Annotated in this window: 14 protein-coding genes and 1 riboswitch; of the genes, 8 read left to right on the top strand and 6 right to left on the bottom strand. The window is 72.7% G+C overall.

Annotated features, from left to right (window positions below; all coding sequences use genetic code 11):
• Positions 1 to 192 precede the first annotated feature (192 nt).
• Both LUZ64_RS13720 and LUZ64_RS13715 read left to right on the top strand, forming a co-directional pair.
• The gene (locus LUZ64_RS13720; RefSeq protein ID WP_095583676.1) at positions 193 to 1,884 is read left to right on the top strand and encodes an alkaline phosphatase D family protein; all 1,692 of its coding nucleotides are present in this window, start codon (positions 193 to 195) and stop codon (positions 1,882 to 1,884) included.
• Between the two features lie 65 nt (positions 1,885 to 1,949).
• Positions 1,950 to 2,615 (top strand): HD domain-containing protein, encoded by a 666-nt coding sequence (locus LUZ64_RS13715; protein ID WP_095583677.1) that lies wholly within the window; start codon positions 1,950 to 1,952, stop codon positions 2,613 to 2,615.
• Between the two features lie 43 nt (positions 2,616 to 2,658).
• Here the strand turns inward: LUZ64_RS13715 and LUZ64_RS13710 are convergent, their stop codons facing one another.
• Positions 2,659 to 2,925 (bottom strand): DUF4031 domain-containing protein, encoded by a 267-nt coding sequence (locus tag LUZ64_RS13710; protein WP_087926768.1) that lies wholly within the window; start codon positions 2,923 to 2,925, stop codon positions 2,659 to 2,661.
• Positions 2,926 to 2,938: 13 nt separating this feature from the next.
• Positions 2,939 to 3,307: a DUF8819 family protein gene (locus LUZ64_RS13705; RefSeq protein ID WP_095583678.1), complete on the bottom strand. Its 369-nt coding sequence runs from the start codon at positions 3,305 to 3,307 to the stop codon at positions 2,939 to 2,941.
• 54 nt (positions 3,308 to 3,361) lie between these two features.
• Between LUZ64_RS13705 and LUZ64_RS13700 the strand changes: the two genes are divergently transcribed.
• The 3 genes from LUZ64_RS13700 (at position 3,362) to LUZ64_RS13690 (ending at position 6,845) form a co-directional block, all read left to right on the top strand.
• A complete protein-coding gene (locus tag LUZ64_RS13700; RefSeq protein ID WP_095583679.1) occupies positions 3,362 to 4,291 on the top strand; it encodes a MurR/RpiR family transcriptional regulator in 930 nt (309 codons plus the stop codon).
• Positions 4,292 to 4,360: 69 nt separating this feature from the next.
• Positions 4,361 to 5,305, top strand: coding sequence for an N-acetylmuramic acid 6-phosphate etherase (gene murQ, locus LUZ64_RS13695; RefSeq protein WP_095583680.1), 945 nt, complete (start codon positions 4,361 to 4,363; stop codon positions 5,303 to 5,305).
• A 28-nt stretch (positions 5,306 to 5,333) separates the two neighbouring features.
• Positions 5,334 to 6,845 carry a PTS transporter subunit EIIC gene (locus LUZ64_RS13690; RefSeq protein ID WP_095583681.1) on the top strand — a complete coding sequence of 504 codons (1,512 nt, stop codon included), beginning with the start codon at positions 5,334 to 5,336 and terminating at the stop codon, positions 6,843 to 6,845.
• A 10-nt stretch (positions 6,846 to 6,855) separates the two neighbouring features.
• Here LUZ64_RS13690 and groL read toward each other — a convergent pair whose 3' ends face one another.
• The 4 genes from groL to thrC form a co-directional block, all read right to left on the bottom strand.
• Positions 6,856 to 8,478 (bottom strand): chaperonin GroEL, encoded by a 1,623-nt coding sequence (gene groL, locus LUZ64_RS13685; RefSeq protein ID WP_087926773.1) that lies wholly within the window; start codon positions 8,476 to 8,478, stop codon positions 6,856 to 6,858.
• A gap of 362 nt (positions 8,479 to 8,840) precedes the next feature.
• The gene (locus LUZ64_RS13680; protein WP_003967346.1) at positions 8,841 to 9,047 is read right to left on the bottom strand and encodes a cold-shock protein; all 207 of its coding nucleotides are present in this window, start codon (positions 9,045 to 9,047) and stop codon (positions 8,841 to 8,843) included.
• Between the two features lie 449 nt (positions 9,048 to 9,496).
• Entirely contained in the window at positions 9,497 to 9,772 is a 276-nt protein-coding gene (locus LUZ64_RS13675; RefSeq protein ID WP_095583682.1) for a MoaD/ThiS family protein, read from the bottom strand.
• Positions 9,773 to 9,942: 170 nt separating this feature from the next.
• Positions 9,943 to 11,217, bottom strand: coding sequence for a threonine synthase (gene thrC / locus LUZ64_RS13670; RefSeq protein WP_211305113.1), 1,275 nt, complete (start codon positions 11,215 to 11,217; stop codon positions 9,943 to 9,945).
• 17 nt (positions 11,218 to 11,234) lie between these two features.
• Positions 11,235 to 11,423, bottom strand: a riboswitch (SAM riboswitch).
• A 171-nt stretch (positions 11,424 to 11,594) separates the two neighbouring features.
• Between thrC and LUZ64_RS13665 the strand changes: the two genes are divergently transcribed.
• The 3 genes from LUZ64_RS13665 to LUZ64_RS13655 all read left to right on the top strand — a co-directional run bounded on the left by LUZ64_RS13665 (position 11,595) and on the right by LUZ64_RS13655 (position 14,549).
• On the top strand, positions 11,595 to 12,542 hold the full coding sequence (locus tag LUZ64_RS13665) for a glucosyl-3-phosphoglycerate synthase (RefSeq protein ID WP_095583370.1): 948 nt from the start codon (positions 11,595 to 11,597) through the stop codon (positions 12,540 to 12,542).
• A gap of 221 nt (positions 12,543 to 12,763) precedes the next feature.
• Entirely contained in the window at positions 12,764 to 14,227 is a 1,464-nt protein-coding gene (locus LUZ64_RS13660; RefSeq protein WP_095583369.1) for an alpha,alpha-trehalose-phosphate synthase (UDP-forming), read from the top strand.
• 22 nt (positions 14,228 to 14,249) lie between these two features.
• Positions 14,250 to 14,549 (top strand): hypothetical protein, encoded by a 300-nt coding sequence (locus tag LUZ64_RS13655; protein WP_143593378.1) that lies wholly within the window; start codon positions 14,250 to 14,252, stop codon positions 14,547 to 14,549.
• Positions 14,550 to 14,628 lie beyond the last annotated feature (79 nt).

The following is a 14,628-nucleotide window of genomic DNA, read 5'->3' as shown; positions in this document are numbered from 1 at the left end:
ACCCTTCCTCCGAGGACAACAGGTCTAGTCCAATAGCACAGCGTAAGACCTGGGAGGCCCCCGTGGCATCACGGCCGCACCGTCGATGAGTCATACACCGGCCGATACGCCGGTTGCTGGAGGGGAAGGGGCGTTTCCTGGGTATCTCTTCACCCGCATGTGGCAGACGATCCCTGGGGGGAAGTGCACGCCATGACGGACGGAACGAAGAGATCAGGCGGCAAGGGCGGTCCGGAGGACGGACCCGCCGTACCACCCGCACCCGCCGCATCACCCGTAGCCGCCGTACCACCCGCGGCGGCCACGCCGCCACCGCACCTCAGACGCCGGTTCCTCTCCATGTCGGCCGCGGCCGCCGTGCTGGCCTTCTCCGCCCGGCCCGCCCACGCCGCCGGAATCCGCGACAAGGACCTCGGCGACAGCCCCTTCACCCTCGGCGTCGCCTCGGGCGACCCCCTGCCGGACGGCGTCGTCCTGTGGACCCGGCTGGCGCCCCGCCCCTGGGAGCCGGGCGGCGGGCTGCCGCCCGCCGGGGCCGTCCCGGTGACGTGGGAGATCGCGGAGGACGAGCGGTTCTCCGCCGGCGTCCGCCGGGGCCAGGCCGTCGCCGAGGCCGGATACGCGTACAGCGTCCACGCCGACGTCCGCGGGCTCGCCCCCGGCCGGACGTACTGGTACCGCTTCCGCGCCGGCGCCCGCCTGAGCCCCGTCGGCCGGACCCGCACCGCGCCCGCCGCCGGGAGCTCCCCCGAGCGGCTGCGCCTGGGCGTGGCCTCGTGCCAGCAGTACGACGAGGGCTACTACACCGCCCTCGGCCACCTGGCCCGCGAGGACCTCGACGCCGTCTTCTTCCTCGGCGACTACATCTACGAGAACGCCATCGACGCCCGCGCGGGCGACCGGCGGCTCCCCGACGGCGCCCTGCTCCCGGCCGTCTTCGCCCACGAGACCGTCACCCTGTCGGACTACCGCCTGCGCTACGCCCTGGGCAAGACCGACCCCGACCTCCAGGCCGCCCACGCCGCCCACCCCTGGTGCGTCACCTGGGACGACCACGAGGTCGAGAACAACTACGCGGCGGACGTCTCCCAGGACAACGACCCGGCGGCCGGGTTCCTCCAGCGCCGCGCCGCGGCCTACCGCGCGTACTGGGAACACATGCCCCTGCGCCTCGCCCAGCGCCCCGCCGGGCCGGACATGCGGCTCTACCGGCGGCTCCACTACGGGCGGCTCGCCCAGTTCGACATCCTGGACACCCGCCAGTACCGCTCGGACCAGGCGTACGGCGACGGCTGGAAGCTGCCCGGCCCCGCGTCCGAGGACCCCTCCCGCACGCTCCTGGGCGCCGCGCAGGAACAGTGGCTGCACAGCGGCTTCCGCGGCTCGACGGCCACCTGGAACGTCATCCCCCAGCAGGTCGCCTTCTCCCGGCGACGGCTGCGCGCCCAGAACTCCCCCCTGTCCATGGACGCCTGGGACGGCTACCCGGCGACCCGCCGGCGGCTCCTCGACGCCGCCCGCGGCGCCGGCCTCACCAACCTCGTGGTCCTCTCCGGCGACTCCCACATCCATCTCGCCATGGACATCAAGGACGACTTCGACGACCCCTCCTCGCCCACGCGCGGCGTCGAGATCCTCGGCACGTCCGTCTCCAGCGGGGCCGACGGGGTCGAACGGCCCGACGACTGGGCCGAACTCCTCGCCCTCAACCCCCACATGGCGTACTACGCCAAGCGCCGCGGCTATGTCGTGGTCACCCTCACACCCACCCAGGCCCGGGCCGACTTCCGGATCCTGCCCTACGTCACCCGCCCCGGCGCCCCCGTCTCCACCGCCGCGAGCCTGGTCTCACCGGCCGGGCGGCCGGGCTTCGAACGTCCCTGACACCCCGTGCGGCCGGGACCGGACACCCCGGCCCCGGCCGCCGCCCCGTACCCCACAATTGGCCCATGGGATCTGTGTACGAGCACCCGTCCGCACCGGCCCTGCGCGCCCGTTGGCGGGAGACCGTCGCGCGGACCCGGCCGGGGACCGGCGGACCCGACCCGGACCCGTACGCCGAGGACCTGCTGCGCCGCTGGTCCGAGCCGCAGCGCCGGTACCACACGGTGGATCACCTCACGGCCGTCCTGGACCGCGTCGACGAGCTCTCGGCGCACGCCGACGACGCCGACACCGTCCGCTTCGCGGCCTGGTTCCACGACGCCGTCTACCGCCCGGACCGCTCCGAGAACGAGGAGCGCAGCGCCCACCTCGCCGAGCGCGCCCTGCCCGAGCTCGGCCTGGACGCGCGGCGCACCGCCGAGGTCGCCCGGCTCGTGCGGCTCACCGTCGGCCACGACCCGGCGCCGGGCGACCGCGACGGCGAGGTGCTCTGCGACGCGGACCTCGCCGTCCTGGCGGGCTCCCCGCAGGAGTACGCGGCCTACGCGGCGGCCGTCCGCGAGGAGTACGGCTTCGTGCCCGACGCGGCCTTCCGCGAGGGCCGGGCCGCCGTGCTGCGGCAGCTCCTGGGCCTGCCGGCGCTCTTCCGCACCCCGCTGGGGCGGTCGAGGTGGGAGCCGGTCGCGCGCCGGAACCTCAGCACGGAGCTGGAGTTGCTCGGCGAGGGCTGAGACGCGGGAAACGAAAAGGGCCAGGGACCTCTGAGGCGCCCCCTCAGGGACGCTCGTACTTCGGCCGTCGCAGCCCCGCCGACACCAGCAGCCGCACCAGCTCCTTGCTGCCCACCTCCCGCGCGCCCATCCGCACGGCCTGCCCGTAGGACGTCGACGGCACGTCGTAGTGATCGCGGTCGAAGGCGCGCGGCGGCGCGCCCAGCCGCGCCGCGAAGGCATGCAGCTCCGCGTACGACACATCGCTGATCAGGTGGGACCACATCCGGCCGTGACCGGGCCAGGTGGGCGGGTCGATGTACAGCGTCACCGGCGCGCCCGCCTCACCGCAGCGCCTTGCCCAGCGAACCCACCGGCGCCACCAGGACGACCTGCTTGGCGCAGGCCCAGTGCGGGTCGGCGCCCAGCTCGGGCTCGACCTCCAGGGCATGCGGGTCGCCGGAGTCCGTGCAGACCGGGCAGAGCGGCCAGCGGCCGTGCCGCTCCAGGAGGGCGTCCTGCACGTCCTGGGCGACGAGGCCCACCAGGAAAGCGGCACCCTCCGGCCACTGCTCGACCCACCACCGGCGGTGGGTGATCGCGTCCTCCACGAGGGAGACCACATCGGCCTCCGCCACCTCACCCGCGACGAGATCGGCAAGGACGAGGGCGCGCGCCGTGTGCAGTGCCTGTTCGAGCTCCATACGGTCCATTGTCCAAGACGGCGAGGGTTGACGGCTCACCAGGCCGAAAATACCTTTCAAAAGGTGAGCAGCAAATTGAAAGAAACTTTCGGAGCCGTCCCCCCGGGGCCGCAGCCCTCCGCCCCGCCCCCGCCCGGCGCCCTCGCCGCAAAGGTCCGTACGCTCGCCCCCTCCATGACGCGCTCGATGCAGCGCGTCGCCGAGGCCGTCGCCGGCGACCCGGCCGGCTCCGCCGCGCTCACCGTCACCGGCCTGGCCGAACGCACCGGAACGAGTGAGGCCACCGTCGTCCGCACCGCCCGGATCCTCGGCTATCCCGGCTACCGCGACCTCCGCCTCGCCCTCGCCGCCCTCGCGGCCGAGCAGGCGGCGGGCCGTGCCCCGGCCGTCACCGCCGACATCGCCGTGGACGACCCGCTCGCCGAGGTCGTCGCCAAGCTCGCCCAGGAGGAGGCCCAGTGCCTGGCGGACACCGCCGCCGGGCTCGACACCGCCCAGCTGGAGGCCGCGGTCGGCGCGCTCGCCACCGCCCGCCGCGTCGACGTCTACGGCATCGGCGCCTCCAACCTCGTCGGCCAGGACCTCGTGCAGAAGCTCCTGCGCATCGGGCTGCTCGCGCACGCCCCCGCCGACCCCCACCTGGCCGTGACCAACGCCGTCCAGCTGCGGGCCGGCGACGTGGCCGTGGCCATCACCCACTCGGGCCGCACCACCGACGTCATCGAGCCGCTGCGGGTCGCCTTCGAGCACGGCGCGACCACCGTCGCGATCACCGGCCGCCCCCAGGGCGAGATCGCCCAGTACGCGGACCACGTCCTCACCACCTCCTCCGCACGGGAGAGCGAACTGCGCCCGGCGGCCATGTCGAGCCGCACCAGCCAGCTCCTCGTGGTGGACTGCCTTTTCATCGGGGTCGCCCAGCGGACGTACGAGACCGCCGCGCCCGCCCTGTCCGACTCCTACGAGGCGCTGGCCCACCGGCACGCCCCCTGACCCCCACCTGCGGACACGCATTCGACGGACACCCCCCTCCGACGAACAACGGAAAGGCGCCGAACGCCCATGGCCCCCTCTGCTTCGTCCGCGGCCCACGCCGCCCTCCGCGCCGAGCTCGCCACGCTCACCACCGAGGCGTTCCGGCCGGACCTCGCGGACATCGACCGGCTGCCGACCCTGGACCTCGCGCGGCTCATGAACGCCGAGGACGCGGCCGTCTCCGCCGCCGTCGCCGCCCGGCTCCCCGAGATAGCCGCCGCCATCGACGCGACCGCCGCCCGGATGGCCCGCGGCGGCCGCCTGGTCTACGCGGGCGCGGGCACGGCCGGCCGGCTCGGCGTCCTCGACGCCAGCGAGTGCCCGCCGACGTTCAACACCGATCCGGCCCAGGTCGTCGGGCTGATCGCGGGCGGCGCGCCCGCCCTGGTCACGGCCGTGGAGGGCGCCGAGGACAGCAGGGAGCTGGCCGCCGGCGACCTGGCCGCGCTCGGCGTCGGACCGGCCGACACGGTCGTCGGCGTCTCCGCGTCCGGCCGCACGCCCTACGCCGTCGGAGCCGTCGAGTACGCCCGCGCGGCCGGCGCGCTGACGATCGGGCTGTCCTGCAACGCGGGCTCCGCGCTGGGCGCGGCGGCCGACCACGCCGTCGAGGTCGTGGTCGGCCCCGAGCTGATCACCGGCTCGACCCGGCTGAAGGCGGGCACCGCACAGAAGCTCGTCCTCAACATGCTCTCGACCATCACGATGATCCGCCTCGGCAAGACGTACGGAAATCTGATGGTCGACGTCCGCGCCTCCAACGAGAAGCTGCGCGCCCGCTCCCGGCGCATCGTCGCGCTCGCGACCGGCGCCTCCGACGCCGAGACCGAAGCCGCCCTGGAGGAGACGGGAGGAGAGGTGAAGAACGCCGTCCTCGTCGTCCTCGGCGGCGTCGACGGCCGCACCGCCGCCCGGCTCCTGGAGGAGGCGGGCGGGCATCTGCGGGCGGCGCTCCACCTCGCGCGGGGCTGAGCCCCGCGCCCCACGCAGGCAAGGCACCATGGCACCAGACGAACCGGCGGACCGGCACCGCGCCACCGCCGCAGCCCTGCTCCCACTCCTCGGCGGCGCCGGGAACGTCCTGTCCGTCACGAACTGCATGACCCGGCTGCGTCTGGAGCTGCGGGACCGCGCCCTGGTCCGGGACGCGGAGCTGCGGGCGCTGCCCGGGGTGCTGGGCGTGGTCGAGGACGGCTCCTCGTACCAGGTCGTCCTGGGTCCGGGCACGGTCGCCCGGGTGGCCCCCGAGCTCGCGCGGCTGGCCGCGACCGTGCCCGGCCCCGGCGAGGAGCCCACGCCCGGCACCACCGCTCCCGTCACCGCCGCGGCGCTCGCCGAGCGGGGGGCCGCGCTCCGGACCGCGCGCAAGGCCCGCAACGCCACCCCGGTGAAGCTCCTGCTGCGCCGGATCGCCGCGGTCTTCGTCCCGCTGATCCCGGCCCTGATCGGCTGCGGCATCGTCGCGGGCCTGGCCGGGCTGCTGGCCAACCTCGGGTGGCTGCCCGCCCTCGCCCCGGGCCTGGCCGCGGTAGCGTCCGGCTTCATGTCGCTGATCGCGGTGTTCGTCGGCTACAACGCGGCGAAGGAGTTCGGCGGCACCCCGGTGCTGGGCGGCGCGGTCGCGGCGATCGTCGTCTACCCGGGCGTCGACCGGGTGCACGTCCTCGGCGAGCGGCTCTCGCCCGGCCAGGGCGGGGTGCTGGGCGCGCTGGCGGCGGCCGTGCTCGCCGCGTACGTCGAGCGGTGGTGCCGGAGCCGGGTGCCGGAGGCCCTGGACGTCCTCGTCACCCCGACGCTGACGGTGCTGCTGGCCGGCTTCGTCACCCTCTACGGGCTGATGTTCGTCGCGGGAGAGGTCTCCACTGCCATCGGCCACCTCGCCGACCGGCTGCTGGGCGAGGGCGGCGCGGCGGCGGGCTTCGTGCTGGGCGGGCTGTTCCTGCCGCTGGTGATGCTGGGCCTGCACCAGGCGCTGATCCCCATCCACACGACCCTGATCCAGCAGCAGAGCCACACCGTCCTGCTGCCGATCCTGGCGATGGCGGGCGCGGGCCAGGTCGGCGCGGCCCTCGCGGTCTACGCCCGGCTGCCGCGCAACGGCTCGGTGCGCGGGACGATCCGCTCCGCGCTGCCGGCCGGCCTGCTGGGCATCGGGGAGCCGTTGATCTACGGTGTCTCGCTGCCGCTGGGCCGCCCGTTCGTCACCGCCTGCGTGGGCGGCGCGTTCGGCGGGGGCTTCGTGGGCCTGCTCAACCAGTGGGGCCACGTGGTCGGCTCGACCGCCATCGGCCCCTCCGGCTGGGCCCTCTTCCCGCTGCTCAAGGGCAGCCACGGCCTGGGCCCGGCGGCGGCGGTCTACGGGACGGGGCTGCTGGTCGGCTACGCGGCGGGCTTCGCGGTGACGTACTTCTTCGGCTTCGGGAAGGGGCGGGTCGCGGAGCTGAACGCGCCGAAGGCGGCACCCCCTTCGCAGGGAGTGCCGCCTTCGGCGTACAGCGTTCAGGAAAACTGATCCTCGCGGATCAGAAGTCCATGTCACCGCCCGGCATGCCGCCCGGAGCGGCCGCGGCGGCCTTCTCCGGCTTGTCGGCGATGACGGCCTCGGTGGTGAGGAACAGCGCGGCGATCGACGCGGCGTTCTGCAGCGCGGAGCGCGTGACCTTCGCCGGGTCGATGATGCCCTCGGCGATCATGTCGACGTACTCACCGGTCGCGGCGTTCAGGCCGTGGCCGACGGGGAGGTTGCGCACCTTCTCGACGATGACGCCACCCTCGAGACCACCGTTGACGGCGATCTGCTTGAGCGGGGCCTCCAGGGCCAGCTTCACGGCCTTGGCGCCGGTCGCCTCGTCACCCTCGAGCTCGAGCTTCTCGAAGACCGCGGAGGCCTGGAGCAGGGCCACGCCACCACCGGCGACGATGCCCTCCTCGACGGCCGCCTTCGCGTTGCGAACGGCGTCCTCGATGCGGTGCTTGCGCTCCTTGAGCTCGACCTCGGTCGCGGCACCGGCCTTGATGACGGCCACGCCGCCGGCCAGCTTCGCGAGGCGCTCCTGGAGCTTCTCGCGGTCGTAGTCCGAGTCGCTGTTCTCGATCTCGGCGCGGATCTGGTTGACGCGGCCCTGGACCTGGTCGCTGTCACCGGCACCGTCGACGATGGTCGTCTCGTCCTTGGTGATGACGACCTTGCGGGCGCGGCCGAGCAGGTCGAGACCGGCGTTCTCCAGCTTGAGGCCGACCTCCTCGGAGATGACGGTGCCACCGGTGAGGATGGCGATGTCGCCGAGCATGGCCTTGCGGCGGTCACCGAAGCCCGGGGCCTTGACGGCGACGGACTTGAAGGTGCCACGGATCTTGTTGACGACCAGGGTCGACAGGGCCTCGCCCTCGACGTCCTCGGCGATGATCAGCAGCGGCTTGCCGGACTGCATGACCTTCTCGAGGAGCGGCAGCAGGTCCTTGACCGAGCCGATCTTCGAGTTGACGATCAGGATGTACGGGTCGTCGAGCGACGCCTCCATACGCTCCATGTCGGTGGCGAAGTACGCCGAGATGTAGCCCTTGTCGAAGCGCATACCCTCGGTGAGCTCCAGCTCCAGACCGAAGGTCTGGGACTCCTCGACGGTGATGACGCCTTCCTTGCCGACCTTGTCCATCGCCTCGGCGATGAGCTCGCCGATCTGGGTGTCGGCGGCGGAGATGGAGGCGGTGGAGGCGATCTGCTCCTTGGTCTCCACGTCCTTGGCCTGCTCGAGCAGGGCGGCGGAGACGGCCTCGACGGCCTTCTCGATGCCACGCTTCAGGGCCATCGGGTTGGCACCGGCGGCCACGTTGCGCAGACCCTCGCGGACCAGCGCCTGGGCGAGGACGGTCGCGGTCGTCGTGCCGTCACCGGCGACGTCGTCCGTCTTCTTCGCGACCTCCTTGACCAGCTCGGCGCCGATCTTCTCGTACGGGTCCTCGAGCTCGATCTCCTTGGCGATGGACACACCATCGTTGGTGATCGTGGGGGCGCCCCACTTCTTCTCGAGGACGACGTTACGGCCCTTGGGGCCGAGGGTGACCTTGACGGCGTCGGCGAGCTGGTTCATCCCGCGCTCGAGACCGCGCCGTGCCTCCTCGTCGAACGCGATGATCTTGGCCATGTGAAGTGGTCCTCCCAGGACGGGGTGGATTGCTCCGGACCGCGCTGGCGCCCGCGACGGACGGCCTGCATGCCGGGTGGTTCCTTGCCCCACCTGGCCTGCGGACCTCACCGACGGTCCAAATCTGTCACTCTCACGCGGAGAGTGCTAACGCCAATGATTAGCACTCGACCCCTGCGAGTGCAAGCGTGTGTAGTCGATGACCACACACACGAGGGGCTCGCGCCGGGCGGACTCGCGAGAGATACCCAAGGGACCGAGGGGTCACACCAGCAATGGAACACACGAGGGGCCCGCACCCGGTGACGGGTGCGGGCCCCACGCGCGAGCTTCGTGAGCCTGGTGTGGTCGATGCGCCGAGATCAGCCGACGGCGAGCTTGACCATGTCCGCCTGCGGCCCCTTCTGGCCCTGCGAGATCTCGAACTCGACTCGCTGACCCTCCTCGAGGGTGCGGTATCCGTCCATCTGGATCGCGCTGTAGTGGACGAAAACATCCGCACCACCGTCGACCGCGATGAAGCCGTACCCCTTCTCCGCGTTGAACCACTTGACGGTGCCCTGAGCCATGCCTAACTCCCCTATTACTGGCCCTTGCGCAGGACCGCACTTCGCGGACCCGGGTCAGACCTCACCCTCCGGATCTCTCCCCCACCAGCGGCAGGGTGAACCCAGTTGGTGTGCGCCGGAACGCGTCGACCGCGGCCGAATGTATCTGCACGGATGCCCTCTGCAACAGGTCACTCGGACGAGAATTCCCGGCGCGGCTGAGAGTCGATAAGCGGCGAACTAGGGGAAATCCAGGGCAAGTCGGGCCGGGCATAGCACAAGCAACCCGGCATTTCGTGCACACAGTTCGCGCACAACTTGACGGGTTCTCATATGCGTTCGGCACTGACGCCGGAGGGGGAACGCCCCAACTGTATCGCGGTCAACACGCGGAATCGCCCCGTCCGCTTGGCGGTACGGGGCGATTCGGAAGGAAGCCTTCGAAAAAGCGGGCGGACCCGCGGACGGGGTCAGCCGCCGGCGACGGCCGGAATGATCGAGACGCCGGCGCCGTCGGGCGTGGGCGTCGCCAGGCCCTGCTCGAAGCGGACGTCGTCGTCGTTGACGTAGACGTTCACGAAGCGGCGCAGCTTGCCGCTGTCGTCGAGCACACGGGCCGCGATGCCGGCGTGGTTCCGCTCCAGGTCGGCGATCACCTCGGAGAGGACGGCACCCTCGGCGGAGACCTCGCTGAGGCCACCGGTGTAGGTGCGCAGGATGGTGGGGATACGGACGCTGACGCTCATGGGTCGGCCTTTCGACGGGAAGAGGTTCGGGGAAGCCCCTGTCGGCCCGGAAGGGAGCCCGGGGCGAAGCCCCCGCCACGCGGGCGGAGCCGCACATCGGATGCGGTGGGAAGGGTCGGACGCGGCGGGAAGGGGCGGGGTGGGGGAACGGGCGGGGTGAGGGAAAGGCCCTACAGCCCGGCGTCCCGGAACGCGTCCAGCGAAGGCCGGATCGTCACCATGGGCCCCGCCGCCACCGCGTCGAGCGTCTTCAGCCCGTCCCCCGTGTTCAGCACCACCGTCGTCAGCGACGGATCCAGCAGCCCGCGCTCCACGAGCTTGCGCGTGACGCCCACCGTCACCCCGCCCGCGGTCTCCGCGAAGATCCCCTCCGTACGGGCCAGCAGCCGGATCGCGTCCACGATCTCCGGGTCCGTGACGTCCTCGACGGCGCCGCCCGTCCGCCGGGCGATGTCCAGGACGTACGGCCCGTCGGCGGGGTTGCCGATCGCGAGGGACTTCGCGATCGTGTCCGGCTTCACGGGCCGGACCACGTCCTGCCCGTCCTTGAAGGCCCTGGAAACCGGCGAGCAGCCCTCCGCCTGCGCACCGAAGATCTTGTACGGGCGGTCCTCGACCAGCCCGAGCGCGACGAGCTCCTTGAGCCCCTTGTCGATCTTCGTCAGCTGGGAGCCCGACGCGACCGGTACGACGATCTGGTCCGGCAGCCGCCAGCCGAGCTGCTCGCAGATCTCGTAGGCGAGCGTCTTCGACCCCTCGCCGTAGTACGGCCGGAGGTTGACGTTGACGAAGCCCCAGCCCTCGCCCAGCGGGTCGCCGATGAGCTCGCTGCAGAAGCGGTTGACGTCGTCGTACGTGCCCTCGATGCCGACGAGGTCGCCGCCGTAGACCGCCGCCATGACGACCTTGCCGGCCTCCAGGTCGTGCGGGATGAAGACGCAGGACCTGAAGCCGGCGCGGGCGGCCGCGGCGCCGACCGCTCCGGCGAGGTTGCCGGTCGACGAGCACGAGAGCGTGGTGAAGCCGAAGGCGCGGGCGGCCTCGACGGCGATGGCGACGACACGGTCCTTGAAGGAGTGCGTGGGGTTGCCGGAGTCGTCCTTGACGTACAGACCGCCGGTGAAACCGAGCTCGCGGGCGAGGTTGTCGGCCTTGACCAGCTGGGTGAAGCCGGGGTTCAGGCCGGGCTTGTCCGCGACGTCGGCGGGGACGGGCAGCAGGGGGGCGTAGCGCCAGATGTTCCGCGGCCCGGCCTCGATGCGGCGGCGCAGCGCCTCGGGGTCACCGGCGGGCAGCTCGTAGGCCACCTCGAGCGGGCCGAAGCAGACGGCACAGGCGAAAATGGGACCGAGGCCGAAGCGCTCTCCGCACTCACGGCACGAGAGGGCGGCGGCGGGACCGAGAGCTACGGGTGTGGTCGAGCTTTCAACAGACTGCACAGCCATGGAGGCGAGGCCCTTTCTCCTCATCTTCCCCGCGGCGGACGTCGCCACGAGACGGAATTGGCACCTTCCCGAGCCGGGAGCCTCGCGTGAAAACCTGCGCCCGAAGGGCACCACTAGGCGTGGTGGTCGGGCGACGGGTGGCGAGAACGGCTGGAGGGTTGCCGGGGCTTCAACGGGCCGTATCCCTCTGCCCCTCTGGATGAGCGGTATGGCACCGGGCAAGGCCCAGGCGTTTATGAGCGGCGACCCCGACATACGACGGCGTTCCGCGTTGTTCAGACTGTAACCGAAGGCATGGGCGCCTGAGACAGTCGTCCGTACCGCGAGATGGATCACACGCAGCTCGAACGCCGCGTCACACAAGAGGAGTCGAACACGTGCTGGATGAGGTGGAGCGCTGGCTGGCCCGGCGGTCCTGGTCCGCCGACGACCGCCCGCTCGACCAGCTCCTCGCGGCGAAACGCGGCGCGGGCACCACGGTGAGCGTGGTGCTGCCGGCGCTGAACGAAGAGGCCACGGTGGGCACCATCGTGACCACGATCCGCGCCGAGCTGATGTCGGACGCGATGCCGCTGGTGGACGAGCTGGTGGTGATGGACTCGGGGTCCACGGACCGGACGGCCGAGGTCGCCGCGGCGGCGGGTGCCCGGGTGGTGCACCGGGACGCGGTGCTGCCGGGCCTGCCCGCGCTGCCCGGCAAGGGCGAGGTGCTGTGGCGGTCGCTGCTGGCGACGACCGGTGACGTGGTCTGCTTCGTCGACGCGGACCTGCGGGACTTCTCGGCGGACTTCGTCTCGGGCATCGTCGGCCCGCTGCTGACCGACCCCGGGGTGCAGTTCGTCAAGGCGATGTACGACCGCCCGCTCGGCGAGGCCGTGGGCCAGGGCGGCCGGGTCACCGAGCTGGTGGCCCGCCCGCTGCTGAACCTGCACTGGCCGCAGCTGGCGGGCTTCGTCCAGCCGCTGGGCGGCGAGTACGCGGCCCGCCGCTCCCTGCTGGAGCGGCTGCCGTTCCCGGTGGGTTACGGCGTGGAGCTGGGGCTGCTGGTGGACGCGCTGCACACGGTGGGTCTGGACGCCCTGGCCCAGGTCGACGTGGGCGTGCGCAAGCACCGCCACCAGGACGGCCGGGCGCTGGGCCGGATGGCGGCGGCGATCTACCGCACGGCACAGCTGCGGCTGGCGCGGGGCCATCTGGTGCGGCCGTCGCTGACGCAGTTCGAACGGACGGCGGAGGGGTTCGTGCCGCGGACGTACGCGGTGGACACGGAGGAGCGACCGCCGATGGAGTCGATACCGGAGTATCGGAGGCGGCGGGTGGCGTAGGCGGGGGCTGAATTTCAGCCCGTCCGGCGTTTGAGGACACCGCGCGAAGCGCGGAAAAGGGGGCCCGGGGGCGAAGCCCCCGGATACGGGAAGGGGCGGGTAGGGGACAAGGCCCCGCGCAGCGGCACACGCCACCCGCGGCCCGGGACGGAGCCCCGGCTACCGCCCCGGTGGCCGGGGACAAACGTTTGAACGCTCCGCATCGCGGCAAAGCTCGCGTCATGGTCGCTCAGCCCGTGCATCCCGCACCGATCGTCGTCGCCTCCAACCGCGGCCCGGTCTCGTACCGCCGCCAGGACGACGGCACCCTGGTCGCCGGACGCGGCGGCGGCGGCCTGGTCTCCGGGCTCGGCGCCATAGGGACGGACGCGGGCGCGGTCTGGGTGTGCGCGGCCCTGGGCGAGGGCGACCGCGAGGCGGCCCGGGCGGCCGGCCGGCGGCTCGACCCGGCGGACACCGGCGGCCACCGGGTGCGGATGCTGGACATCCCGGCCGACACCTTCGCCGCCGCCTACAACGGCATCGCCAACTCCGTGCTGTGGTTCGTGCACCACCTGCTCTACCAGACACCCCTGGAGCCCACTTTCGACGCGGACTTCCGCACGCAGTGGGCGGCGTACGAGGCGTACAACACGGCGTTCGCCGACGCCCTGGCCGAGGAGGCGGCGCCCGGCGCGGCCGTGCTCGTCCAGGACTACCACCTGACCCTGGTGCCGGGCCTGCTCCGCGAGCGCCGCCCCGACCTGCGCATCGGCCATTTCTCGCACACCCCGTGGGCCCCGCCGGACTACTTCCGGATGCTGCCGGACGACGTGGCCGGGCAGGTGCTGCGCGGCATCCTGGGCGGTGACCGCGCGGCCTTCCTCACCCACCGCTGGGCCGAGGCGTTCGCCGCGTGCTGCGCGGAGGAGCTGGGCGCCGAGGTGCTCCGCGACGGGGACGGGCGGGCCACGGCGGTCCGCTTCGAGGAGCGCACGACCCTGCTGGGGGTGCACGGGCTCGGCGCGGACGCGGACTTCCTGCGGCGTCGCGCGCACGAGCCGGACGTCGCGGAGCGGATGGCGGCGCTGCGGGCCCAGATCGGGCCGGGCCGCAGAGCGATCGTGCGGGTGGACCGCACCGAGCTGTCCAAGAACATCGTGCGCGGTCTGCTCGCCTACCGCCGCCTGCTGGAGGACCGCCCGCGGTGGCGCGGCAAGGTGGTGCACGTCGCCTTCGCGTACCCCTCGCGGCAGGACCTGGCGGTCTACCGCGACTACACGGCCACGGTGGAGCGCGTCGCCCGGGAGATCAACTCCGCGTTCGGCACGGAGGGGTGGGAGCCGGTGGTCCTGCATGTGAAGGACGACTTCGCGCGCTCCCTGGCGGCGTACCGGCTGGCCGACGTGGCACTGGTGAACCCCGTCCGCGACGGGATGAACCTCGTCGCCAAGGAGGTCCCGGTGGTCTCCGACCACGGCTGCGCGCTGGTCCTCTCCCGGGAGGCGGGCGCGGCGGCGGAGCTGGCCGAGGACGCCCTCGTGGTCAACCCGTACGACGTGGAGGCCACCGCCCGCGCGCTGCACGAGGCGCTGCTCATGGATCCGGCCGAGCGCGCGGAGCGCACGAAGCGGCTGGCCGCGGCGGCGACGGCGCTGCCGCCGGCGCGCTGGTTCGTCGATCAGCTACGGGCCCTCGGCGGCTAGGCCCCGGGGCTAGGCTGGGCGGGTGCAGCCCAAGGACAATCCCGGTCCCGAGCCCACCGACGAACTGTGCATGACGTGCCAGTGGTGCACGGGCTCCGGCTTCGTGCAGCGTTCGCTGCTCCACGTCCCCGGTCCCGATCCGTTCGGCGGGGGCGGGGAGTCGGCGGTGCGGGCGGGCCAGTGCAGACACTGCCGGGGCAGCGGGGTCTACGACTCCGAGCTGGACCCGACGCTGGAGCACTGGCGGAGGCGGCCGGAGCGGGAGCCCCGGGCCGGCGCGGAGGCCGACCGGGGGGACGCCCCGGAGGACGACTCCGACTGATCGCCGCCGAGGACCCCCGGGACCTGATCCGACTGACCCTCTCCGCCTGGTCCGCCTGGTCCGCCTGGTCCGCCTGGTC

The organism is Streptomyces albireticuli (genome assembly GCF_021228125.1).
Taxonomy (GTDB): Bacteria; Actinomycetota; Actinomycetes; order Streptomycetales; family Streptomycetaceae; genus Streptomyces; species Streptomyces albireticuli.
The sequence above is the reverse complement of the archived record's forward strand: the minus strand, read 5'-3'. Positions and strand labels throughout refer to the sequence as shown.